Raw genomic sequence first — 23,989 nt, forward strand, 5'->3', positions numbered from 1 at the left:
TTTAACGGTATCTAAGAAAAAACGCAAGTGTTTTCACAAGATTTAGTGTTTTTCACAACTTTATACCACAAATCAAGCAATATCTTGTGGTTTTATAACCATAAACACAAGTTCCGCCCGGTTAAAGATTCTGATATGAAAGGTATGGGTTCCAAGCCCCCGGCTTACGATTACTTTCTTTCCCTCAAAATCAAAGGCTCCTGCATCATATTTCGGGAACCACTGAAACTGCGGAGAAATCAGGCTTCCAACACCCGGAATCCGTATCAGTCCTCCATGATTATGTCCGCAAAGAGTCAAATCCGCTCCCCAGTCTGCATATTCCTTCGCGTATCTTGGATTGTGTGCTAACAGCACCTGAAATGTATCTTCCGTCTGCTCCGGAAGCGTTTTCTCAAGATAATCCTGTGGAAGTGGCACATCCACTCCTTTTTTATAACAGGACAATGGAATTTCAAGCCCGGTAACCGCCAGTTCTCCAAAAGCTTCTGTTTCATTATGCAGTACATGGATGCCAAGCTCTTTTACCTTATTTTCAAAAGCGAAAAATTTCTCCTGATACTTACTTTTTCTTATGTGGGCACGGGATTCATGATTTCCGTAAGAATAATAAACCGGTGCAATCCTGCACAGCTCTTCCAATATCTTTAACGCTGTCTCATAGGTGTCACTTTTCCTGCTGACCACCATATCTCCTGGAATCAGAATCAGATCCGGCTGTCCACTTCTAATTGCATCTAAAAGCGGGATGTTGTCTTTTCCATACTGAAAACCATGCAAATCTGCCAGTACTGCTGCCTTATATTCTCTTTGCACTTTACCACTTTTTATCTCATAATCCGTTCTTGCAAATTTTTTTAATTCCTGCCACTGCCAGATTATGTAAACCAAAATCACACATGCTATTACAATAATGATTTTTAATAACATCTTTCACCTCTTTGCATCAACAAAATAAACCATGCTTTATCTGCATATTTTTTTCTCTTCTCTATTAAAATGTAATAGAACATACCGGAGGTATTCTTATGCATACCATTCTTTCCATTTTCATAAGCCTGTCTCTTCTCAGCCCGGCCTTTTTACCAATGGCATCACAATTTTCTGTTCTTGCAGAAAACGAAAGTTCTACAGAATCCGGCAATCCGTCCCCGGATGCTTCCATGCCAGATTCTTCCAATCCGGATGCTGCTTCCGATGCATCTGCTCCGGTCGCATTGTCCGCTCCCAGCGCTCTTTTAATGGAAGCATCTACCGGAACCATCATCTATGAAAAGGATGCTCATTCCATCCTGCATCCTGCCAGCATTACGAAAATCATGACACTGATTCTGATTTTCGATGCTCTGGACGCACAAAAAATTTCCCTGGATGATGTTGTCACAGTTTCGGAACATGCTGCAAGCATGGGCGGTTCCCAGGTCTTCTTAGAGCCGGGTGAAACCCAGACCGTTGATACCATGATAAAGTGTATCAGTGTTGCCAGTGCCAATGACGCCTGCGTTGCCATGGCAGAATTCATTGCCGGTTCGGAAGATGCCTTCGTTGCCCAGATGAATGAGCGGGCTGCCGGACTTGGTATGAAGGATACCAACTTTGTTAACTGCTGCGGTCTTGACGTTGACAATCATATGACCAGTGCCTATGATGTTGCTCTAATGTCCCGGGAATTAATCACAAAATATCCGCAGATACATAATTATTCCACCATCTGGATGGAAAATATTACCCATGTCACGAAAAAAGGGTCTTCCGAATTTGGTTTAACCAACACCAATAAGCTCATCAAACAATACGCCTATGCCACTGGATTAAAAACCGGTTCCACCGGTCTTGCCAAGTACTGTGTCTCAGCCACTGCTGAAAAAGATAACATTAAACTCATCGCAGTCATTATGGCTGCACCGGATTATAAAGTGCGTTTTGCTGATGCGTCCGCCCTTTTAGACTATGGTTTTTCCGTATGCCGGCTCTATCAGGATACCACACCGCCCGCTCTGCCGGAATTATCAGTACGGGGTGGCACTGATAAAAAGGTCAGTCTTTCCTATGAAGGAACCTTTTCATATCTTGATACTGCAGGAAATGACTTAAATCTTATTGAAAAAAAGCTTTCTCTTCCAGAAGAAATAAAAGCTCCGGTAACACAGGGAAAAGAAGCCGGCACACTTTACTATACATTAAATGAAAAAGAAATCGGCTCCATCCGTGTCTTATATGATACTACAATTCCAAAAGCTACCTATCAGGATTATTTTCGTAAGACGCTTACTTATTTCTTCTCCCTGTAAAACCTTTTCTACAAAAGCGGGGCCAGCAGACGCAGACAGGTCTGTATCATCCGTACTCCTACAAATCTGTGTTTGCAGAATTCCAGATCAATCTGCTGTGACTGTCCGATTACCGCAAGTGCATCTTCTTTTAACTGCAGCACTGCCTCGGTCTTATAGCACCAGACTCCGCATTCAAAATGCAGATACATACTGCGGTAATCCAGATTGATACTGCCTACGGTAGCAATTTTATCATCACAGACAAAACTCTTTGCATGAATAAATCCCGGTGTATACTGATAAATCTTTACACCACTTTCAATAAGAACACCATAATCTGCCTGTGTCAGAAGATAAACAAATTTCTTATCCGGAATTCCAGGTGTTACAATCCGCACATCCACACCACGTTTTGCCGCATTCTGAAGGCTTACCAGCATTTCATGGTCAATAATCAGATACGGGGTGAAAATGTAGACATACTTTTGTGCTGAATTAATAATGTTCATGTATACATTCTCGCCGGTATTTTCGTGATCTAACGGTGTATCACTATACGGCTGCACATATCCAACGGATGGAATCTTTGCCACATAGTCTGCATCCGGCCGGAACTTCTCATAATCCTCCGTGGAATTTATTATATAATTCCACATTTCAAGAAACATACAGGTAAAGCTCCATACCGCTGCACCTTTCATACGGATTCCGGTATCCTTCCAGTATCCAAACCGCTCAATTTCATTGATATATTCATCTGCAATATTAATTCCGCCAGTAAATGCAACATTTCCATCAATAACGAGGATTTTTCTGTGGTCACGGTTATTCATAATAACAGCCAGTCTCGCCCGCAACGGATTAAACGCCGCACATTTAATTCCGATTTTCTGCAATTCCTTATAGAAATTATTCGGCAGTGTCGTAATGCAGCCAACATCATCATAAATCAGACGTACTTCTACGCCCTCTTCCACTTTTTCCTTCAAAAGCTGAATCAGCTCCCGGAACATCTTTCCATCATCTAAAATAAAATATTCCAGAAAAACAAACTTTTTCGCTTTCCGGATTTCTTCTAACATAACTGGAAACATTTCTTCTCCGGACGGATAATAATTTGTTGCTGTATGTTCATAAACTGGAAAATGCGCCCAGTCACTGATATATGCAGACTGTCCAGCGGCAACCGAATCTTCTTCTGCCAGCCGTTCTCTGCACGCTCTATCTTCTGTAAGAAGCGGTTCTACTTCCTCATTTACACGGTTCATTTTCTCTCTTGCCTTTCTGGTGAGTTCCGGTCTTCCAAATACCACGTACAGCAATAATCCGAGCAATGGAAACATCAGAATAATAAATACCCATGCCAGCCGGTATGCCGGATTCATTCTTCGATTTACAACGAATAAAGCTACGATAAATGCAAGTATATTGAGAATCAGGTTGATGTAAGTAGACATTTTACCAACTTCCAGCAGCAGATAAAATAAATATCCAAACTGAAGTAAAATAAGTAAAACTGTGATAAAAAGTCTGCTGATTAAAACTTTAACTATTTTCTTCACCTTATTCCCTCCTCTTTCTTTTTCTACCCCTTATTTTATGCGTATTTTTCATTTTACCGCATTTTCTCCCAGAAATCAAATGTCCGGCGTATTCCTTTCCCTCTGTCTCTGTCTCTTTCTTTCTGCTTTTTATCTCTTCCAGGCTATTTTCTTTTATCGAATCAGCCGCATGACATCCAGCCTCCCCCAGCCCTGTGCATGCTTGGATTTTCCAGTATCTACACTCGTCTCATAAAGCCGCAGTTTTACTTCTGCCGGTTTTAGATTTGGATAACGGCTTAAAAGCACCGCGACCGCCCCGGCCACCACCGGTGTTGCCATAGAGGTTCCACTTTTCATCTCATAACCATTTCCCATCCGCTTACAGCTGACAATCGCTGTTCCAGGAGCCACTACTTCTGGTTTCATAATGCAGGCTTCCGTCGGACCCCTCCCACTATACCCACGCATCAGACCCAGATTTTTTACTTCTCCTTCCTCATCATCACTGCTGCCCACCGTTATAATCTTCCGGCATAGCCCCGGTATCGTAATACTCTTATCCTTTGGCCCGTTATTTCCTGCAGCAGCAACCACTACGATTCCTGCGTCCCAGACTGCTTCAATTGCTGCTAACAATTCCTCCTGTTCTTCCCTTCTGGCCGAAGCAAGCATTCCTACGGAAATATTTAAGATTCTTATATTCATTTTCCCATAATTTGCAATCAGCCATTTTAATGCAGATACCACCAGTCTGGTATTACCTTTTCCCATGCGGTCTAATACTTTTATCGAAAATATCTGTGCTCCCGGAGCCATTCCCCGGTAACGTCCATGGGAAGCGAAACCAGAACCTGCAATAATTCCGGAAACATGGGTTCCATGACCGTTATCATCATAAAGTATCTTCTTATCACCTACATAATCACGAAATCCTCTGATTCTTTGTCCAAAATCAATATGAGTTCCAATTCCTGTATCCATCACGGCTACCGTGACATTATTTCCAATATATCCTAGTTTATGAGCTTCATTCACCCTTGTAATCTGTCTGACCCGTTCCATACTGCACCATTTTATGTTTTCTTATAATATATGCAGTGCAGCATTTTTGACCACCGGCAGAGCTTTCCGGATACCCGAAAAGGAAGTTTACTCAGCAAACTCGGCTCTTTTTTTCTGCCAGACTTTTTCTTCGCTACTTACGTAAAAAGGCGTATACCCTTGTGGATTTTCATCCGCAAAAGCATACGCCTTATTTTATTTATGTGAGTATTGAAAAATCACATGCCACGAATCTGCAATTAGTTCTGAGCAGGAACATCCTTGATGGAGAAGCTGATTCTTCCCATTCTGTCTTTGCCCATGCAGATACAGGTTACTGTATCACCAAGAGTCAGAACATCTTCTACATGTTCGATTCTCTCTTTCGCAATCTTGGAAATGTGAACCATTCCCTCTTTGCCCGGTGCAAATTCGATGAATGCACCAAATTCTTTGATGCTTACTACTTTACCAGTGAAAATCTGACCTTCTTCGAAATCAGTTGTAATGATACGGATCATGTCAGCAGCTTTCTCAAGCATTGCTTTATCGGTACCACAGATGCTTACTGCACCTTCATCATTGATGTCAATCTTAACACCAGTGCGGTCGATAATCTCGTTGATTGTCTTACCCTTCTGACCTACTACATCACCAATCTTAGCCGGGTCAATCTGAACCTGAAGAATCTTTGGAGCATACTGTCCAACTTCTTTTCTTGGCTCAGCAATTGCTTTAGACATAACTTCGTCCATGATATAAAGTCTTGCTTCCCTGGTTCTTCTGATTGCTTCTTCTACGATAGGTCTTGTTAATCCGTGAATCTTAATATCCATCTGGATTGCAGTAATACCGTCATGTGTACCAGTTACCTTGAAGTCCATATCTCCGAAGAAGTCCTCAAGTCCCTGAATATCGGTTAATACGATGTAATCATCATCTGTCTCACCAGTTACCAGACCACAGGAAATACCTGCAACCATTTTCTTAATCGGAACACCTGCAGCCATAAGCGCCATACAGGATGCGCAGGTAGATGCCATAGAGGTAGAACCATTAGATTCAAAGGTCTCGGATACGGCACGGATTGCATATGGGAATTCTTCTTCAGAAGGAAGAACCGGAACCAATGCTTTCTCAGCCAGTGCTCCATGTCCGATTTCACGACGTCCCGGTCCTCTGGAAGGTTTTGTTTCTCCAACAGAGTAGGATGGGAAATTGTAATGGTGCATATATCTCTTGGTGGTAATATTCTCATCTAATCCATCGATTTTCTGAACTTCAGATAATGGAGCTAATGTTACAACATCACAAATCTGAGTCTGTCCACGGGTAAACATAGCAGAACCATGTACTCTAGGAATAATATCAACCTCAGATGCCAGCGGACGAATCTGGTTGATTGCTCTTCCATCCGGACGTTTGTGGTCTTTTAAAATCATCTTACGAACGGTCTTCTTCTGATACTGATATACAGCCTCACCAACTAATGGAAGCCACTCTTCGTTATCTGCAAATGCCTCTTCCATTTTCTCTGTTACTTTACGGATATTTTCTTCTCTGGTCTGTTTGTCGTCAGAGAATACTGCTACTTCCATCTCATCCGGTGTAACAATCTCACGCATAGCTGCAAACATTTCCTCTGGAACTGCACAGCTTGTATATTCATGTTTTGGTTTACCAACTTCGTTTACCAGTTTCATAATGAAATCATTAATGGTCTGGTTGATGTCGTGTGCCATGTAAATTGCTTCAATCATTTTATCTTCCGGAATCTCATTTGCTCCGGCTTCAATCATGATTACTTTCTCTCTGGTAGAAGCAACCGTCAACTGTAAATCACCATTGTCCCAAACTTCCTGGGATGGGTTGATTACAAATTCACCATCTTTCATTCCGACCTGTGTCATAGCACATGGTCCGTCAAATGGGATGTCCGAAATGCAGGTTGCAATCGCAGAACCAAGCATTGCTACGATTTCCGGACGGCATTCCGGGTCAACGCTCATAACGAGGTTGTTTAATGTTACATCATTACGATAATCCTTTGGGAATAACGGACGCATAGGTCTGTCAATTACACGGGAAGTAAGAATTGCATTCTCAGATGCTTTTCCTTCTCTCTTATTAAATCCACCTGGGATTTTTCCTACTGCATAAGATTTCTCTTCGAACTCTACGCTAAGAGGGAAAAAGTCGATTCCGTCTCTTGGCTTTTCAGATGCTGTTGCAGTAGATAATACAGTGGTATCACCGTAGTGCATGAATGCACATCCATTTGCCTGTTTACCCACACGGTTAATATCAACCGTAAGAGTTCTTCCGGCAAGTTCCATTGAATAACTCTGGTACATATCATTTCTCCTTTTTTGTATACAGGATATTCCTGCTTATTATGGCAGAAGTTCCGAAATGGTGCTGTTTGCAGCCATCCGGAGGTGTATCGACCGAAACTACTGATTAACACAATCTGTAATTGCACTAATCAGTGGTCTCGGAATCGTCCTTCTGCCGTTCTTACATTGTCATCCATAAGACTCTGTACTTGCAGTTCCTTACGGATATCCGGCAACCTGTGGAAGCCTAGCAACCGAAAAATAGAGCGGACAACTCCGCTCTATTCTATACGGTTTCCTTTTACAAGAAATTACTTTCTTAAACCTAAACGTTCGATTAAAGAACGATATCTTTCAATATCAACTTTCTTTAAGTAAGCCAGTAAACGACGTCTCTGACCAACCATCTTTAAAAGTCCTCTTCTGGAATGATGATCCTTCTGATTTACTTTTAAGTGCTCATTCAGCTCATTGATTCTGGCTGTTAAAAGTGCAACCTGTACCTCTGGTGAACCTGTGTCTGTAGCAGTTTTACCATATTCTGCGATGATTTCTTCTTTTCTTTCTTTTGATAACATTTACGTTTCCTCCTTATATTTTCTTATCGCCTGATAATCAGCAAAAGGTCGGAGTGTCCATCTACCGAATATCGGCTAAATCATACCTAACAAATATAACATACTACTTATTATTTGTAAACAAAATTCTGTTAGTTTCCTTATCTAGTTTCCTAATACACGGACAACACATACTGGTGAACGATAATATGCATTGGAAATCTTGATTCCGGTAGAAGGTGAACTTGCATGAACAATCTGACCATTTCCGATATAGATTGCCACATGGTTGATGCCCTTACCGCTACCATAGAAGAACAAATCTCCCGGCTGTGCTTCGGATGCACTGATTCTGGTTCCGCATCCTGCCTGTGCTCTGGATGAGTGTGGCAGATATACGCCATAATTTGCATATACGGATAATACGAATCCGGAACAGTCCGCTCCTCTGGTAAGGCTGGTTCCGCCCCATACATATGGATTACCGACAAACTGTGTTGCATAAGCCACCAGTGATACTCTTGTATCTGAAACACCCTGACCATATTTTAATTCTGTCATGGTCTGTGCCTTTGGCAGCTGCTGTGAAATCTCTACATAGTCGGTGCTTGCATATCCTACATCACCATCTAAGTCTACTTCCACCCAGCCATCATACTGATTTAAAACCTCTAATTCTTCTCCTTCCGGCATCAATGCCAGTTTGGTACAATCGGTATTCATCTCAGCACGTACATTTAAAGTCTGTGTTGTAACGGTTGCAATGGTCTTCATTACTTCCTGGGCTTTTGCTACAGCTGCCTCTCCGGTAATGATATATTCTGCTTTTACATATCCGGTTACCTGACCAGATTCAATTTTAAGCCACTCGCCATCGTCCTCTAAAATTTCACATCCGGCATCACTCTGCATCTTTCCTACGATATCAGAATTGGTATCCGGCTGTTCCCTTACATTTAAACTGCTGTCAACCTGTGCAATACCAAGATTGGTATATCCACAGATTGTTGTATCTACAGGTACCGCTGTATCGGTTGCTGCTGTATCTGCAGGTACCGTTGTATCAGTTGCTGCAGCATCCTCAGACTGTCCTTCCATCGTTGTAACAGTATTGGTTGCTGAAACAACAATATCTGTATTATAATAGGAATCCATTGTAGCAAATATTCCTGCATTTAAGCCGGAACCTGCTGATGTCTGTGCAGCTGCGCCACCCTCAAGCGCCACTGTAAGTCCACAGGTAAGAATAAATGCTGTTGTCTTCCACTTTCTATTGTTCTTCATAAAAATATGCCTCCTGACATTGTAACGATGCAAAATGCACCCTGCATTTCCGCATCTGTTCGAATCAATATGCTTCTCCATATTTTAAGATTATAGCAACGTGATTTCATAATGTCAACATAAATATGTAACAATTATGTAACAATTGTTCGAAATTTTACGAAATTCATATATTTAATGCTGCTGTACATAAAATCTGCCATAGGCAATATCCTGTTCGAGTTGTTGCTTTAAAGCCTCTAAGGATTCAAACTTCATCTCGCTGCGCTCTCTGCTCCGGAAGCAGACACGCACTTTCTTTCCATAGAGATTCTCATTAAAATCAAAAATATTGGTTTCCACTGCTACCGGATTAACCCCTTCGATAGTCGGCTTACATCCCACATCTGCGATTCCATGATACGTCTTATCCCCTACTACAACATCACAAACATAGACGCCAAACGGCGGAAGCAGTTTGTTTTCAGGCGGTATGATATTTATGGTCGGGATTCCAAGTACCTTCGCGCCCATTTCTCTGCCATGTATTACAACACCTTCCACAAAATAATCATAGCCAAGAAGGTATTTTACTTTTTCCATATTGCCCTTTTCTACTTCTTCCCGGATAAAGGTACTGCTGATATCCCGATTCTCATACTGAACCTTATCTATTACCTTAAGTTCATAATGCAGCTTCTTCGCATATATTTCCAGCAGATGGTAATCTCCTCGGCGGTTATGTCCGAAATGAAAATCTGTTCCAACCACAATGCCACGGATTTTCATGGAAGAAGCCAGCATTTCAATAAATGCTTCCGGTTCCATGGTCATGACTTCTTTGGTAAAAGGATATTCAATCAGATAATCAATGCCCTGCTCTTCACAGATTGCAACCTTCTCTTCATTCGTCGTAAGCACCTTCTGGACTTCATTTATCCTGCCCGGTCTCGGCGGAATGGCAAAGGTAAACAGTACCGTTGCACAGCCTTTATTCTTCTGCTCCATCATATGTTCTAATAAAGTCTCATGTCCTCTGTGCAGACCGTCAAATTTGCCAAGGGAAAGCACGCATTCTTCTTCAATATGAAATTCTGTTGTTCCATGTATATACTTCATTTTTTATACCTGCTTAAATGTCTTTTTCCTTCTCATTGCTGTGTAAAGAAAAGTTTTACCGGCTTAAACAGCCTGTCCGCTGTACGGTATTCATATATTCCAACAAAATGATTTGCATTGTCATACACTCTGACTTTTTTGCAGTCATCTTCTTTATAAAAAGAAGCAAGCGTATGCTCTATCGTCTCTGCCTCTGCTATCACGGGCAGCGGCAGCTTATTTCCATTATATAAAAGTGCCGTACTATCTTTGCGGCTGTGAATCTGTGGCAGATTTTTAAATACGGTATCAATGGGATATAAAATCTCTTCTATCTTACCACTTTTCATTATTGTCTCAATTTCCTGCAGTGTTTTTGCATCTTCTATTTGAAAATCTGAAACGCTTGTCCGTACCAGGTACTCCATACAGGCTCCACAACCTAATTTTTCTCCGATGTCGTGGCACAATGTACGGATATAAGTTCCTTTGGAACAGTGCACCCGCATGGTCACTCGCGGCAAGTCGATTGATAAAATTGCAATATCTAATATCTGAACCTTCCTTGCCTTGCGTTCTACTTCCACACCGTTTCTTGCTAAGTCACATAATTTCTTTCCATTGACCTTCAGTGCAGAATACATCGGCGGAATCTGTGCATATTCTCCCACAAAACTTTCAATACACTGCTTTACTTCTTCTACGGAAAGATTTACCTCGGATTCCTTTAATATGGTTCCTGTCATATCCTGGGTATCCGTTTCTTTTCCCAAAAGCATGACTGCCTCGTATACCTTGTCCTTATCAGTTAAAAGGTCACAGACTCTGGTTGCTTTTCCTATACATACAGGAAGTACGCCCTCCGCATCCGGATCAAGCGTACCTGTATGTCCAATCTTTTTCATTTTTAAAATTCCACGCAGCTTTGCAACTACGTCAAAGGACGTAAATCCTTTTTCTTTTCTTACATTAATAATTCCGTCCATACGTTATCCTGTCTATTTCAAAAGCTGTTTTTCAACGTCCTTTACGATTCCCTCAAGAATCTCTTTGGCATTGCCTTCTATGGTTGCTCCGGCTGCCCGTATATGACCGCCTCCACCATAGGACATCATAATAACTGCCACATCTACCTTACCACTGGAACGCATGCTTGCTTTAAAGCTTCCATCCTCATTTTCGTAAAGAAAGATTGCAGCTTCCACATCTTTAGTAGCACGAAGCTGCTGTACGATTCCTTCTAAATGTTTCGGAAGAACCTGGTATTTTTCCATTTCTTCTTTTGTTACGATAGATGCAATGCATTTTCCATCTAAAAAGAGCTGGCTGTCCACCAATGCCTGACCCAAAATCCGGTTCTGCTCGTAAGTTTTCTCATAATAAGTCTTATCCACGATACGGCTGAAATCAATTCCCATTTCCATCAGCCTGCCGGCAATGTTCATGGTCTTTGCGGAAGTACAGGAATACTGGAACACACCGGTATCATGCACAATTCCCACATAAATACATTCTGCAATTTCCTTTGTAATCTTCTCTTCATCTATGAGTTCATATACAAGCTCACAGGTTGAACTTGCCTCCGGGAAAATGTAGTTTGCATCTGCAAAGCTCTGATTGCTGATATGATGGTCAACACAGAAGGTGCGTTTTGCTGCATGAAAATATTTCACTGCATTTCCCAGTCGTTTCTCATCACCGCAGTCCAATGCAATAAATAAATCGTATGGCTCTTTTTCTATATAAGAGCTGTCAATTTTATCTGCATTTGCAAGGAATTTGAAAATGTTTGGAATCGGTTCCAGATGGAGTTCCACTTCCATTTCCGGATGATATTTTCTGATATAGTTATATACTGCTAACGTGGAACCTACACAGTCTCCGTCAGGTTTTACATGACCGGCTATTGCTACACGCTTCACATCATAAAGCTGTTCCTCTAATTTCATTGGCAACACCTGCTCTCTTTCTCTTCGGATGAGGCTTAGGACTCTTCCTGTCCAATCACCTCATCAATTTTCTTTGACATGTTTACACCATACTCAATGGACTGATCCAGGATAAACCGAATCTCCGGAGTATTTCTTAAATTGATACTTTTTGCGAGGGCATGACGAATATACCCTTCTGCACTATTAAGACCTTTGATTGTATTATTCTGAGCTTCTTCGTCTCCGAATACACTGATATACGCCTTACAGGTTTTTAAATCCGGTGCCACTTCTACGGCAACCACGCTGGTCATCGGCGCAATACGCGGGTCTTTTACTTCACTCCGGATAATGTTGGAGAGTTCTCTTTGAACTTCTCCATTTATCCGCATATTTTTCATACTATTTTTTTGCATAATTTTCCTGTCCTTCTATCAGATTATCTGGCAACCTCTACCATCTTATATGCCTCTACCTGATCCAGTTCTGCAATATCATTAAATCCTTCGAATACAAGACCACACTCATATCCGGCTTTTACTTCCTTCACATCGTCCTTGAAACGTTTCAGGGAAGCAAGATTTCCTTCAAATATCTGTGTTCCCTCACGGGTAATACGGACTTTACATCCACGCTCAAAGTTACCATCCAATACATAAGAACCTGCAATGTTACCAACACCGGATGCTTTGAAAATCTGACGAACTTCTGCATGGCCGATTACTTTTTCTTCGTATACAGGATCTAACATTCCCTTCATAGCAGCTTCTACGTCTTCAATTGCGTTATAGATAACTTTATACAGACGGATATCTACACCTTCATTTTCAGCAGTAACCTTTGCTGTAGGGTCCGGTCTTACGTTAAATCCAATGATGATTGCGTTAGATGCAGATGCTAAAGTAACATCAGATTCGTTGATTGCACCAACACCACCATGGATAATCTTAACCACAACTTCGTCGTTGGAAAGTTTTACAAGACTCTGTTTTACGGCTTCTACAGAACCCTGGACGTCTGCTTTAACGATGATATCCAGCTCTTTTACATCTCCGGACTGAATCTGTGAGAACAGATCATCTAAAGACATTCTGGAACGGGTCTCCTCTAACAGTTTTGCCTTTCCTTCGGAAATATATGTCTCTGCAAAGTTTCTTGCATCTTTTTCACTGTCACATGCTACGAATGTTTCTCCTGCATCCGGTACACTGGAAAGTCCTAAAATCTCTACCGGCATGGATGGTCCGGCTTCTTTTACTCTTCTTCCTTTATCGTCAATCATGGCACGCACTTTACCATATGCACTACCACAGGCAATCGGCTCACCAACTGTAAGGGTTCCCTTCTGTACTAAAACAGTTGCTACAGCTCCTCTTCCTTTATCCAGCTGTGCCTCAATGATAACACCACGGGCTTTACGTTTTGGATTTGCCTTTAATTCGCTGACTTCTGCTGTTAATAATAACATTTCCAATAACTGGTCAATACCTTCGTGGGTATGAGCAGATACCGGTACAAAGATGGTGCTTCCACCCCAGTCTTCCGGAATCAGTTCGTATTCGGATAACTCCTGTTTTACTCGGTCGATATTGGCATTTGGCTTATCAATCTTATTGATTGCTACTACGATTTCAATTCCGGCTGCTTTAGCATGGTTAATTGCTTCTACCGTCTGTGGCATGACACCATCATCTGCTGCAACTACAAGAATTGCGATGTCGGTAGATTTTGCTCCACGCAGACGCATTGCGGTAAATGCTTCATGTCCCGGTGTATCTAAGAAGGTAATCTTCTGTCCGTTGATACTTACCACATATGCTCCGATATGCTGTGTGATACCACCAGCCTCACGGTCTGTTACATGTGTATTACGGATTGCATCCAGAAGGGATGTTTTACCATGGTCAACGTGACCCATTACACAGACAACAGGTGGTCTTGGAACTAAATCTTCTTCTCTTTCTTCATCCTCTTTTAAAAGCTCTGCAATTACGTCTACCTTTTCTTCCGGCTCTGCAATACAGTTAAATTCCAGTGCAATTTCTTCTGCACTGTCATAGTCGATTTCCTGGTTTACGGTAACCATCTGTCCCTTCATAAAGAGCTTCTTGATGATTTCAGAAGCCTGAACCTTCATCTTATCTGCCAGTTCCTTAATCGTCATACGCTCCGGCAGGGATACGCTGCGGATGGTATCTTCTTCCTTTGGTTTCGGCTGTGCAGGACGTTTCTTCTTACCGCCGTTTTTCTCAAGATTTACATATCTTTCCTGTTTCTTGCTTCCTAACTTATCGTGCTCCTGCACCTGTTTCTTACGGGTATTGTCACGGTCACGGTTCTCACGGCTTTCTTTTCTTAAATCGTCCGGTCCTGCCTGGATTGCTTCTTTATTGAAACGGTTTAATTCCTGATCGAATCTTCCACCATTTCTTCCGCCTCTTCCATTTCTGTCGCCTTGTGGACGGTTATTATTGTATGGTCTGTCTCCCTGTGGGCGGTTATTGTTGTACGGTCTGTCTCCCTGCTGACGGTTGTTATTGTACGGTCTGTCTCCCTGCGGGCGGTTGTTATTATACGGTCTGTCTCCCTGCTGACGGTTATTATATGGTCTGTCCCCCTGCGGGCGGTTATTGTTGTACGGTCTGTCTCCCTGCTGACGGTTATTATACGGTCTGTCTCCCTGTGGGCGGTTGTTATTATACGGTCTGTCTCCCTGTGGACGGTTATTGTTGTATGGTCTGTCTCCCTGCTGACGGTTATTGTTAAAGTTTCTTGTCTCCGTCTTCTTCTCTTCTGTTTTCACTACCGGTTTCTCCTGAACAGTTTTTGTTTCCGTAGTCTTTACTTCTGCAGTTTTCGTTTCTGCTGGTTTTACTTCTGCAGCCTTAACTTCTGTTGCTTTTACCTCTGCCGGCTTAACTTCTGCAGTTTTTACTTCTGCAGGCTTTGGTGCTGCCGTTTTTGCAGGCTGAGCTGGTCTTGCAGCCGGTGCCGGCCTTCTTGCTTCTCCGGTCTTGGCATTGGTGTGATAAGCCTGACGTCTGCTTCCCGGATTGGTCTTGCTGTTCTGTGGGTTAAATACAGCAGAAATACTTGCTTTTTTCTTCGGTCGAGCCGGTGCCTCTGTTGATTTTGCCTCGCCTGCAGCTTTTGCTTCGCCTGCCGGCTTTGTCTCTGCTGCTGGCTTTGCTGCCGGTTTTGCTGCTCCTTTTACTTTAGAACGTACCAGTTTCTGTGCATCTTCATCTATACTATTACTGGATGTCTTTACTTCATACTGGGTTCCTTTTAAGGAATCCAAAACATCCTGCGGCTTTATATTTAATTCTTTTGCGAGTTCATATACTCTGAGTTTTGACATATATAACTACCTCCGTTATTCAGTTGTTAACAGTTTCAATTGCTTTATGACGGCTTTGGCAAGACCTTCGTTGGTAACTGCCAATGATGCCCGAAATTCTTTTCCAATATGATGTCCGAGACTCTCCTTATCAGCATAAGCATAAAATGGCACTTCATAAAAGCTGCACATATCACGGAAATGTTTCTTCGTATTATCTGAAGCATCTCCTGCGACAATGACCAGATGAGCCTTTCCTTCTTTTACCGCTTTCTCTGTTGAAAATTCTCCGCTTGCAACATTTCCTGCCTTGGCAGAAAGTCCAAGCATGGATAACACCTTATCTTGTTTCAATATTCTGCATCTCCTTTTGCAATTCCTCATATATTTCTTCCGGAATCGCCATTTTCAAAGATCTTTCCAAGCCCTTTGTCTTTTTTGCTGCCAAAAAGCAATCCATATTCGGACAGATATATGCGCCTCTTCCATTCTTCCTTCCAGTGGAGTCCACTACAAGTTCATCTTCCGGCGTATGAATAATCCGAATCAGTTCTTTCTTGCTTTTCATTTCCTGGCATCCTACACATTTCCGCATAGGAATCTTCTTATTCGTTGCCATCTATGAACTCACCATCTCCTGCGTTTTCTTCTTCATAACCTTCCTCATAACCCTCTTCATACTCCTCATCATAGTCCTCGTAATCATTTTCATAATCCATGAATTCACCGGACTCTCTTGCCTGTGTCTCACTCTTGATATCAATCTTGAATCCGGTCAGTCTTGCAGCAAGTCTTGCATTCTGTCCTTCTTTACCGATAGCAAGGGATAACTGATAATCCGGAACAACAACCTTTGCGCTCTTCTCTTCGCCATCTGCGATTACGGAAATAACTTTTGCTGGGCTTAATGCGTTCTCGATTAACATAGCAGGATTCTCATTCCAGTTAATGATATCAATTTTCTCACCGCGTAATTCACTTACGATAGCATTTACCCTGGCTCCGTTCATACCTACACATGCTCCTACCGGATCTACATCAGGGTCATTGGAGTAAACAGCAATCTTTGTTCTGCTTCCTGCTTCACGGGCAATACTCTTAATCTCTACAATACCATCCTTTACTTCAGTAACTTCTGCTTCAAACAGACGTTTTACTAATTCCGGATGTGTTCTTGAAACCATAATCTTTGGTCCCTTTGGTGTAGATTTTACTTCCAGAATATATACCTTGATACGTTCGGTCGGTTTGAATACTTCACCCTTTACCTGCTCATTTTCAGTAAGAATGGCATCTGCTTTACCAAGATTAATGGAAATATTTTTTCCAACATATCTCTGTACAATTCCGGTTACAACGTCTTTTTCCATGCTATAATATTCGCTGTAAATTGCTTTTCTTTCTTCCTCACGAATCTTCTGTAAAATTACGTTCTTTGCATTCTGTGTTGCAATACGTCCAAATTCTTTGGATTTAACTTCTACATTTACCACATCACCAAGATTGTACTCAGAATCAATCATGCGTGCATTTGCAAGGCTGATTTCTGTTACATCATCTTCTACTTTTTCCACTACGGTCTTCTCAGCAAGCACATGGAACTCGCATGTTTCCGGGTCAATATTTACTTTAATATTATCTGCCTTTCCAAAATGGTTTTTGCATGCAGTCAGCAGAGAATTCTCAATTGCCTCAAGTAAAGTCTCTTTGCTGATATTTTTTTCCTGCTCCAGTATTGTCAATGCTTCCAACAACTCGTTATTCATTTCTTTATCCTCCTATATACTTATTTTCTAAGTTGTATGCTATGTTAATGATTAAAAATCGATGGCAAGACGGATTAATGCAATATCCTTCTTATCAAATACCTTCTGTCCATAAGATTCGTCTTCAATTGTTACGGTATTCTCATCATATGCACTTAAGACTCCACAAAATTCCTTTTCATGATCTATGGCACGATACAGACGTATCTCCACTTCTTTTCCCATAGAACGGACATAGTCCTTTTCTTTCTTCAACGGTCTGCCAAGTCCCGGCGAACTCACTTCAAAAATATAAGAGTCTTCCACATAATCTTCCCGATCCAGAATCTCATTCATTTCCCGTGCTACCATTTCACAGTCATTGACGGTAATTCCGCCTTCCTTATCAATGTAAGCCCGTAAGTACCAGTCGGAACCTTCCTTGACATATTCCACATCTACCAGTTCAAAATGATACTTATCAACGATTGGCTGAATGAAGCTTTCTGTCTTCTGTTCATAAATTTCTTTTCTGGACATGTAACCACCTTTCCATCTGCTTAAATTTTGTTCTAAACATGAATTGAGAGTGGACGCAACGCCCACTCTCAAAGCCTAAATCATCATGTACTGTATTATTATAGCACTATTTTCTTAAATTGCAAGATTTTATTTCCAAATTATCTACTTTCTGCCGGCTTTTCCTGCCTTTTTCTGTGACCAGACAGAACATGCTCCAATCACTACGGCAACCAGAATTGTAAATACATATGCCATCCATGCTGGTAATGTTCCTGCAGATACTACTGCTGTGCTGCCGTTTCCATCACCTTTTACTAAAATCAATGCAGAAACCGGAGCTACTTCTGCTGTTCCAGAAATTGTTTCAATCGTATCTGTTCCTGCTAAGGTATCATTAATGCATACATTCCAGTTTCCTTCCGGAAGAGTTACTTCTTTTTTCTCATTATTGGCATTGAAGATCACATACATTCCATCTGCTGTCTCTCCGTCAACATCACCGGTAATTGCAAACGCTACTACATTATCATCTAAATCTTCTACCGGAGTCACATGTGCTTTTACATCCTCTGCATTGTCAAGGCGAAGCACCGGATGTGCCTTACGGAATGCAATCAGTCCTTTATAATACTGGTAAACATTCTGATACTGTTCATCTTCCAGATTGCTCCATTTTAAGCTGTTTACTGAATCTGGTGAGGCATAGCTGTTTTCATCAAGACCACCATCTGCTTTCACTTTGCTTCTTAAGAATTCTTCTCCTGCCTGCATAAACGGAACACCCTCTGCCGTCATATAAATGGCTGCTGCAAGATTGTTCATGCGGATTCGCTCCTCCACGGAAGCTTCCGGAGTAGAACGGATAATACGATCCATCAGGGAAAGATTATCGTGACAGGATGCGTAGTTAACGGACTGGGAAGGTGTAGTACACCATTCCGGTGATAATCCCATAAAGCATTTCTGTAAGGTCTTCTCTTTGCCATTTGCTCCGGATACAAAACCCTTTTCTGTAGTTGAAAATGTATTTCCTTTTAACAAATCTCTTAAAGTATCACTGAAAAAAGCCATTTCCGGTACTTCTGTGGAATTGGTCTGTGTTGTCATGGAATATCCTTCTTTGGTAAGGCTTGTCTGCATCGACCATCCTTCTCCGTAGAAGATAACATCCGGGTGGTCTTTGTGCACTTCCTCGATTACCTCGTTCATGGTTTCCGTATCCAAAAGTCCTACCAGGTCAAAACGGAAGCCATCAATATGATATTCATCTGCCCAGTATTTCACAGAGTCCACAATATATTTCTTCACCATGGAACGCTCGGATGCTGTGTCATTTCCACAGCCGGAACCATTAGAATAAGTCCCATTATCATTTACTCTTGAGAAATACTCCGGCACAATTACGTTAAAACAGAATTCCCCTGCATTGTATACATGATTGTAAACCACGTCCATAACGACACTGATATCGTTATCATGTAATGTTTTTACCATTTCTTTAGCTTCTTTCACCCGGACTTCTCCATGATATGGATCCGTGGAATAAGAGCCTTCCGGTACGTTGTAGTTGACCGGATCATATCCCCAGTCAAACTGCGGTGTATCCAGCTTTGTTTCATCTACGGAACCATAATCATAAAACGGAAGTAAATGTAAATGTGTGATTCCCAAATCCTTGATATGGTCAAGTCCGGTCGGAACACCATTTTCAGTTGTGGTTCCGGTCTCTGTCAGTCCTAAATATTTTCCAACGTTTTCAATTCCGGAACTGGAATCTGAAGAGACGTCACGGATATGCATTTCATAAATAACAGCATCATTAATACCCTCTCCGGCATGTGGGTTACCGTCACTGTCCCACCCTTCCGGATTGGTGGATTCCAAATCAATTATCATGGCACGTTTTCCGTTGACACCTGTGGTTCTTGCATATGGGTCATTGGCTTCTTTTTCCTCACCATTAATGGTAACGGTATAAGTATAATATGTACCATTTAAATCTCCATCCTTTGATGCCACCCAGGTTCCGTTTATATCTGCAGTCATTGGAATGGATTCGATTAAATCATCGGTTCCTTCTGTTCCTGATTCATAGAGATTTACAGAAACAGCCTGTGCGGTTGGTGCCCAGAGACGGAACGCTGTGCTGTCTTTTGTCCAGGTTGCACCAAGGTCATCTCCGTCATAAGTATATTCTTCTTCAAATTCTTTGGTGGAATATACGCTCGGCATCACTACTTTATATTCAGTTCCTTCGTATGTAATCTGATAGCTCTTATAAGCATCTAATGGTTCTTCCACAACTACCTGATATACGAAATCATCATCTTGTGTTACTTCTTTGATAGTAACCGCCACACCATCGGCACTCTTAATGGAAAATGCCTGCATCAGATCCCCTTCAATTGCTCCGGTCATCTGAACGGTTACTGCGCTTTCCCCATCATATTTGGCTCCGGATAATTTAGTTCCGGTTACAGCATCATCACCATATTCTTTGGTATATCCTTTCACACCGGACTCCACATAAATATCCACAGTGCCGGATACCATCTCGGAAATATCAATAAACTGGTCTTCATCAACATCCTTGGTCCAGTCTGCTGTACGCACAATAAATCCAACAGAGGTTGTACCCGGTGTTACTTCCATGGTTGCCACATGGTCACCATCTTCCTCTGCCAGTTCATAAGCTGCACCATCCGCACCTTCTCCCCACATCCAGACATCCCATCCATCGTAATTGTCGTCTGCTCTGTGGTAATGCAGCTTAATCAAAAGTTCGTCAGCCTTTACCATTGCCGCATCTGAGACTACTGAAAAAACAGTCATCATGATAAGCAGCAATGCCATCCCCAATGCTTTTCCTCTTCTCTTCATGTCACCCTCCATCATACATTTGTTAGATTTGCTTATTTTTTCCTTGTTTGTTACCGGAAACATAGTAAATTGTAACATAATGTTTGATGATTTAGAAGAGAAATTTTCGTAAATTTTAGTATTTTTACATTTTTTAGTTATAAAAAAACATACCAAATCCTATTTTGATATGTTTCTTTCATTTACTTATTCATCTTCTTCATCACTTCTCCAGGATGAAATCAGATGTATTTCTCCAGTATCTAAATCCAGTGCCATGTTGTCTGACACTCTTGACATCAAATGTCCCTCCATATCCATTGCGATATTATCTGATGTCTGACAGAGCATATCTCCATCATTGTAATCAAGCATATTTCTATACATATTCTATTTCTCCTCTAAAACCATCTTTAACATTTTAAATGCAGCTCTCTTTTTTGCTTCTTTTTTTGCTGTTGCATCTGCCATGCAAATACTATCATATTCTTTAATTACACACTCACAATGCCAGATTGGATTACCATTCGAATCATATTTCTCCGCAAAGTTATATTGCGGAATGGAAAAATAGCCTCTCCTTGCAAGAATTTCAAGTTGATTAATAGAATCTTGTTTATTTGGGTGTTCTATTTCATCCCTAATAGTAAACAATAAGTTATTCTTTTCCAGGTACTGGTATACATATTTTGCTGCAGCCTTTCTGGCTTCTTTCTGCGAGTCACCAAACCCAAGAATAATATTGTCAAATTCTTCAATTTTTAGATACGCCTTATATAGTGGCCTTTTTCCGTTTATCGGCCACTCACTACACACATAATCCCCCATATACCAATGTGCAGTATTGTATTTTTCCACATGATATAATGGCAAAATTTCATATTTTCGTAATGACCACTCCTGCAAAAGTTGAATATAATTGTCATCTTCATTCTCTAAATCAGGTTCCAGCATCTGCTCAATCACCTGTTTAAGAATTTTCATATTCCAATTACAATCCAATACTACTGCCCCAATGATTGCTTCAAACAAATCTTCTTTTACAGCATCTTTTTCTTCCGCATGTCCGTTAATATCACTTTTTCCCATAATAAGAAAATCAGCGAACCCCAGCATATCAATTCTTTCTGCCAGATTCTTCCTTTGAACAAGTTTGCTCTTAATTTCTGTCAATTCACCTTCATCACATTCAGAATAAAATTCATTACACTCATCCCTGTTGAAATCATCGCACTCAGATGCCATATAACCGTACTCTTCTGTAAGCAATTGAACCACAACAAAATCAAGAGCCTTATCACCAATGAACTCTAAAACTTCGTTATTTGCCCCGCCATTTTCTGCAGAATACGACCTGCGAACAAATGCCTGTTGTAACAAGTCCCGGTTTTTAAATTTGTAATCAATTTGGTTTTCGATACCAATTAAATCATTTGTATCCATATGATACCTCCTAGTTTATTTTTACTAGAAGACATAAAGAGTCCAATAATAAACAATCCATTCTTATAATGCATTGCTAAATTGAACAAGATAAGATAAATTTGAATCTTTGTTTTTCTATGTTTACATCATTTCACTTTCATAAAATGAAATAAACCTATGAAAACAATGGTTTTAATTTATAATATTATGCCTTCTGTTTTTAATATAACAGAAAGCATGCTGTTTTTCAATTCTTATTTTTCATATTCCTACCAATCAAAATCGAAATTGATTTGAATTCAAGTATTCTCCCCCCTTAATCATTTTGTACAAATTCAAGCATTTTAATTGTGTATACATTTCCACAAATTTACCTTTTCTTTTTTTGTAGAATCTCCTTTATTTTTTAATTTTTAAACATATTGCTTTTATCCAATATTTTAAGGAGGTAACGATATGTTGCAGTTTTTAACAGCGGTTCTATATGTATTCTTCAACATTGCAAATTATTATTTTGATAATTTTTTAACATCTTCTTACTAATATTTTTGAAGAGCACTATGAAAAAATAACACAATTACTTTTACAAAGCATCAAACACTATAGGGACATCCACTTTATTTTTCTCCGCCTGCAGCTAGCCTTCTCCATTTGTGATGCAATCAATATTCAAGGCAAACCTCTTTTTATTCCATTGCATTTTCATGCAAACTAGAAAGCTGTCAGCATACCTATAAAAAGGTTATTGGCACTGTCACTAGAATTACTGTGTCAACTAATAATGCCTTACATAACTTTCAACTGTTGCAGACTACTATGCAGCTGCGTCCTCCACCACTGCTACATTACACGAATAATACGAATCCAATTAAATATCATCTCAGCTTTTCAACTGTCCCAGCTACACTTATAGCTCATAAACTATCCATATCCTTATCAACTCAGCAATCCGGAGTAGCATAATAAAACGATTGCTTCATTCCTTTTTAATACACACACCACAACTTTCTCGCTTAAATCAGAAAGCAAATTATAAAAATCAAAATTGGCATAAGAACTATTACCCCATAAAGAATATTGATACAAACAACTTTTATTTGCTGTAAAAAGGGATTATTTTCGCTTAGATAATTGTTTAACTTATCCAATTGTCTTATTCTTTCTTTTTCCAATGTACATCTTTTTGCTTCTATTATATCATTCTTATAACAGTACCATCTTATGCTATACTCTTTGCATCTTTGCTTAAGCGTATTAAAAAAGTCTACCTCCGCCCGATATTCCATTCTGTCAATCACTTCGTTATATTCGGACTTTTTATCAGAAAGATTTTCATCAGTAAGTTCTCTTTTTAACACTTTGATTGCATTCAACGTCGATTCTGTTGCTTTAATTCTTTCAGAGTATTTTGAATTTCCATTTATAATAGAAAATGCCAAGATTACAACAGAAATGATTATGCTAAAATATCCAGACAATATTTCATCATAATATTTAGGAAAATACAATGAAGTTAACGAATAAATAATCAAGACTATACTGTAATAAATAAGCACAAAACTTGAAAATTTTGAGTTCTTATCTAATCGCTTCAACATATTGGCTTGATTGCATTGAGTCACATTCATGATATCATATATTCTATCTCTCGTATATTCTTCCATAATTCTCCTCTTTTCCTCTGTATAAAACAATTATATTTCATATCGGTATAAACTGCAACTACACTTATGACATACCATATACTCTTTTATTTAAGGTCAAAAACTAAACCGATTTGTGGTCGATTTATCTTGGGTAAGCACTTTTGCAGGACTCTCCTTTCCTGCGTATTTTATCAATCGAACATATGTTAGAATACCTTTTTGAATACCTCGCACTTTTAGCAATGTATTTTTAAGGCTTTTTAGAACAACTACGAGATACAAACTTTGCGAGTTTCCCGAGTTATCGCAGTGCTTGCCAAATATGCATGCAAGCATGCGATTTTTCTCGCTACTCGCGTAAATAAAAAATGCTGTAAAACCATTATCTGGCTTTCAGCATCTTCTATGG

General features: G+C 40.4%; 20 protein-coding genes. 1 reads left to right on the forward strand and 19 read right to left on the reverse strand.

What is annotated here, in order from left to right:
• Positions 1-72: 72 nt before the first annotated feature.
• The gene (locus DWX96_RS02715) at positions 73-930 is read right to left on the reverse strand and encodes a metallophosphoesterase (protein ID WP_118056736.1); all 858 of its coding nucleotides are present in this window, start codon (positions 928-930) and stop codon (positions 73-75) included.
• A gap of 98 nt (positions 931-1,028) precedes the next feature.
• On the opposite strand from DWX96_RS02715, the gene DWX96_RS02720 reads away from it, so the two are divergent.
• A complete protein-coding gene (locus DWX96_RS02720) occupies positions 1,029-2,291 on the forward strand; it encodes a D-alanyl-D-alanine carboxypeptidase family protein (protein WP_118056737.1) in 1,263 nt (420 codons plus the stop codon).
• An 8-nt stretch (positions 2,292-2,299) separates the two neighbouring features.
• Here the strand turns inward: DWX96_RS02720 and cls are convergent, their stop codons facing one another.
• The 18 genes from cls to DWX96_RS02810 form a co-directional block, all read right to left on the reverse strand.
• Positions 2,300-3,835 carry a cardiolipin synthase gene (gene cls / locus DWX96_RS02725; RefSeq protein WP_118056738.1) on the reverse strand — a complete coding sequence of 512 codons (1,536 nt, stop codon included), beginning with the start codon at positions 3,833-3,835 and terminating at the stop codon, positions 2,300-2,302.
• 153 nt (positions 3,836-3,988) lie between these two features.
• Positions 3,989-4,879 (reverse strand): S8 family peptidase, encoded by an 891-nt coding sequence (locus tag DWX96_RS02730; protein ID WP_118056739.1) that lies wholly within the window; start codon positions 4,877-4,879, stop codon positions 3,989-3,991.
• Positions 4,880-5,118: 239 nt separating this feature from the next.
• Positions 5,119-7,212, reverse strand: a complete 2,094-nt coding sequence (locus DWX96_RS02735) for a polyribonucleotide nucleotidyltransferase (RefSeq protein WP_117697175.1) — start codon at positions 7,210-7,212, stop codon at positions 5,119-5,121.
• A 293-nt stretch (positions 7,213-7,505) separates the two neighbouring features.
• Positions 7,506-7,772: a 30S ribosomal protein S15 gene (rpsO, locus tag DWX96_RS02740; RefSeq protein WP_118056740.1), complete on the reverse strand. Its 267-nt coding sequence runs from the start codon at positions 7,770-7,772 to the stop codon at positions 7,506-7,508.
• 144 nt (positions 7,773-7,916) lie between these two features.
• Positions 7,917-9,035: a C40 family peptidase gene (locus DWX96_RS02745; protein WP_117946901.1), complete on the reverse strand. Its 1,119-nt coding sequence runs from the start codon at positions 9,033-9,035 to the stop codon at positions 7,917-7,919.
• Positions 9,036-9,209: 174 nt separating this feature from the next.
• Complete coding sequence (locus DWX96_RS02750; protein ID WP_022242574.1) at positions 9,210-10,133, reverse strand: bifunctional riboflavin kinase/FAD synthetase; 924 nt, start codon at positions 10,131-10,133, stop codon at positions 9,210-9,212.
• Positions 10,134-10,165: 32 nt separating this feature from the next.
• Entirely contained in the window at positions 10,166-11,098 is a 933-nt protein-coding gene (gene truB, locus DWX96_RS02755) for a tRNA pseudouridine(55) synthase TruB (protein ID WP_118056741.1), read from the reverse strand.
• Between the two features lie 12 nt (positions 11,099-11,110).
• Entirely contained in the window at positions 11,111-12,061 is a 951-nt protein-coding gene (locus DWX96_RS02760; protein ID WP_117841001.1) for a DHH family phosphoesterase, read from the reverse strand.
• Between the two features lie 35 nt (positions 12,062-12,096).
• Positions 12,097-12,459 carry a 30S ribosome-binding factor RbfA gene (rbfA, locus tag DWX96_RS02765; RefSeq protein ID WP_022242577.1) on the reverse strand — a complete coding sequence of 121 codons (363 nt, stop codon included), beginning with the start codon at positions 12,457-12,459 and terminating at the stop codon, positions 12,097-12,099.
• Positions 12,460-12,482: 23 nt separating this feature from the next.
• Positions 12,483-15,404, reverse strand: a complete 2,922-nt coding sequence (gene infB, locus DWX96_RS02770; protein WP_118056742.1) for a translation initiation factor IF-2 — start codon at positions 15,402-15,404, stop codon at positions 12,483-12,485.
• Positions 15,405-15,419: 15 nt separating this feature from the next.
• Positions 15,420-15,737 (reverse strand): L7Ae/L30e/S12e/Gadd45 family ribosomal protein, encoded by a 318-nt coding sequence (locus tag DWX96_RS02775; protein WP_022242579.1) that lies wholly within the window; start codon positions 15,735-15,737, stop codon positions 15,420-15,422.
• A complete protein-coding gene (gene rnpM / locus DWX96_RS02780; RefSeq protein ID WP_022242580.1) occupies positions 15,724-16,002 on the reverse strand; it encodes an RNase P modulator RnpM in 279 nt (92 codons plus the stop codon). The genes DWX96_RS02775 and rnpM overlap by 14 nt, the downstream gene beginning before the upstream one ends.
• Positions 15,989-17,149, reverse strand: a complete 1,161-nt coding sequence (nusA, locus tag DWX96_RS02785; protein WP_117697162.1) for a transcription termination factor NusA — start codon at positions 17,147-17,149, stop codon at positions 15,989-15,991. Before nusA ends, rnpM begins: the two co-directional genes overlap by 14 nt.
• A 51-nt stretch (positions 17,150-17,200) precedes the next feature.
• On the reverse strand, positions 17,201-17,668 hold the full coding sequence (gene rimP, locus DWX96_RS02790; RefSeq protein WP_022242582.1) for a ribosome maturation factor RimP: 468 nt from the start codon (positions 17,666-17,668) through the stop codon (positions 17,201-17,203).
• A gap of 144 nt (positions 17,669-17,812) precedes the next feature.
• A complete protein-coding gene (gene pulA / locus DWX96_RS02795) occupies positions 17,813-20,530 on the reverse strand; it encodes a type I pullulanase (RefSeq protein WP_118056743.1) in 2,718 nt (905 codons plus the stop codon).
• A gap of 186 nt (positions 20,531-20,716) precedes the next feature.
• Complete coding sequence (locus DWX96_RS02800; RefSeq protein ID WP_118056744.1) at positions 20,717-20,896, reverse strand: hypothetical protein; 180 nt, start codon at positions 20,894-20,896, stop codon at positions 20,717-20,719.
• A gap of 3 nt (positions 20,897-20,899) precedes the next feature.
• On the reverse strand, positions 20,900-21,952 hold the full coding sequence (locus DWX96_RS02805; protein ID WP_118056745.1) for a ribonuclease III family protein: 1,053 nt from the start codon (positions 21,950-21,952) through the stop codon (positions 20,900-20,902).
• Positions 21,953-22,947: 995 nt separating this feature from the next.
• The gene (locus DWX96_RS02810) at positions 22,948-23,598 is read right to left on the reverse strand and encodes an SLATT domain-containing protein (protein ID WP_117946896.1); all 651 of its coding nucleotides are present in this window, start codon (positions 23,596-23,598) and stop codon (positions 22,948-22,950) included.
• Positions 23,599-23,989 lie beyond the last annotated feature (391 nt).

Source organism: Roseburia sp. AF22-2LB (genome assembly GCF_003461125.1).
Lineage (GTDB): Bacteria > Bacillota > Clostridia > Lachnospirales > Lachnospiraceae > Roseburia_C > Roseburia_C amylophila.

What these genes read in the sequence shown, in the direction of transcription:
- DWX96_RS02715 (WP_118056736.1), bottom strand. Translation starts at nt 930, where the DNA reads ATGTTATTAAAAATCATTATTGTAATAGCATGTGTGATTTTGGTTTAC.
- DWX96_RS02720 (WP_118056737.1), top strand. Translation starts at nt 1,029, where the DNA reads ATGCATACCATTCTTTCCATTTTCATAAGCCTGTCTCTTCTCAGCCCG.
- DWX96_RS02730 (WP_118056739.1), bottom strand. Translation starts at nt 4,879, where the DNA reads ATGGAACGGGTCAGACAGATTACAAGGGTGAATGAAGCTCATAAACTA.
- DWX96_RS02735 (WP_117697175.1), bottom strand. Translation starts at nt 7,212, where the DNA reads ATGTACCAGAGTTATTCAATGGAACTTGCCGGAAGAACTCTTACGGTT.
- rpsO (WP_118056740.1), bottom strand. Translation starts at nt 7,772, where the DNA reads ATGTTATCAAAAGAAAGAAAAGAAGAAATCATCGCAGAATATGGTAAA.
- DWX96_RS02745 (WP_117946901.1), bottom strand. Translation starts at nt 9,035, where the DNA reads ATGAAGAACAATAGAAAGTGGAAGACAACAGCATTTATTCTTACCTGT.
- DWX96_RS02750 (WP_022242574.1), bottom strand. Translation starts at nt 10,133, where the DNA reads ATGAAGTATATACATGGAACAACAGAATTTCATATTGAAGAAGAATGC.
- truB (WP_118056741.1), bottom strand. Translation starts at nt 11,098, where the DNA reads ATGGACGGAATTATTAATGTAAGAAAAGAAAAAGGATTTACGTCCTTT.
- DWX96_RS02760 (WP_117841001.1), bottom strand. Translation starts at nt 12,061, where the DNA reads ATGAAATTAGAGGAACAGCTTTATGATGTGAAGCGTGTAGCAATAGCC.
- rbfA (WP_022242577.1), bottom strand. Translation starts at nt 12,459, where the DNA reads ATGCAAAAAAATAGTATGAAAAATATGCGGATAAATGGAGAAGTTCAA.
- infB (WP_118056742.1), bottom strand. Translation starts at nt 15,404, where the DNA reads ATGTCAAAACTCAGAGTATATGAACTCGCAAAAGAATTAAATATAAAG.
- rnpM (WP_022242580.1), bottom strand. Translation starts at nt 16,002, where the DNA reads ATGGCAACGAATAAGAAGATTCCTATGCGGAAATGTGTAGGATGCCAG.
- nusA (WP_117697162.1), bottom strand. Translation starts at nt 17,149, where the DNA reads ATGAATAACGAGTTGTTGGAAGCATTGACAATACTGGAGCAGGAAAAA.
- rimP (WP_022242582.1), bottom strand. Translation starts at nt 17,668, where the DNA reads ATGTCCAGAAAAGAAATTTATGAACAGAAGACAGAAAGCTTCATTCAG.
- pulA (WP_118056743.1), bottom strand. Translation starts at nt 20,530, where the DNA reads ATGAAGAGAAGAGGAAAAGCATTGGGGATGGCATTGCTGCTTATCATG.
- DWX96_RS02800 (WP_118056744.1), bottom strand. Translation starts at nt 20,896, where the DNA reads ATGTATAGAAATATGCTTGATTACAATGATGGAGATATGCTCTGTCAG.
- DWX96_RS02805 (WP_118056745.1), bottom strand. Translation starts at nt 21,952, where the DNA reads ATGGATACAAATGATTTAATTGGTATCGAAAACCAAATTGATTACAAA.
- DWX96_RS02810 (WP_117946896.1), bottom strand. Translation starts at nt 23,598, where the DNA reads ATGGAAGAATATACGAGAGATAGAATATATGATATCATGAATGTGACT.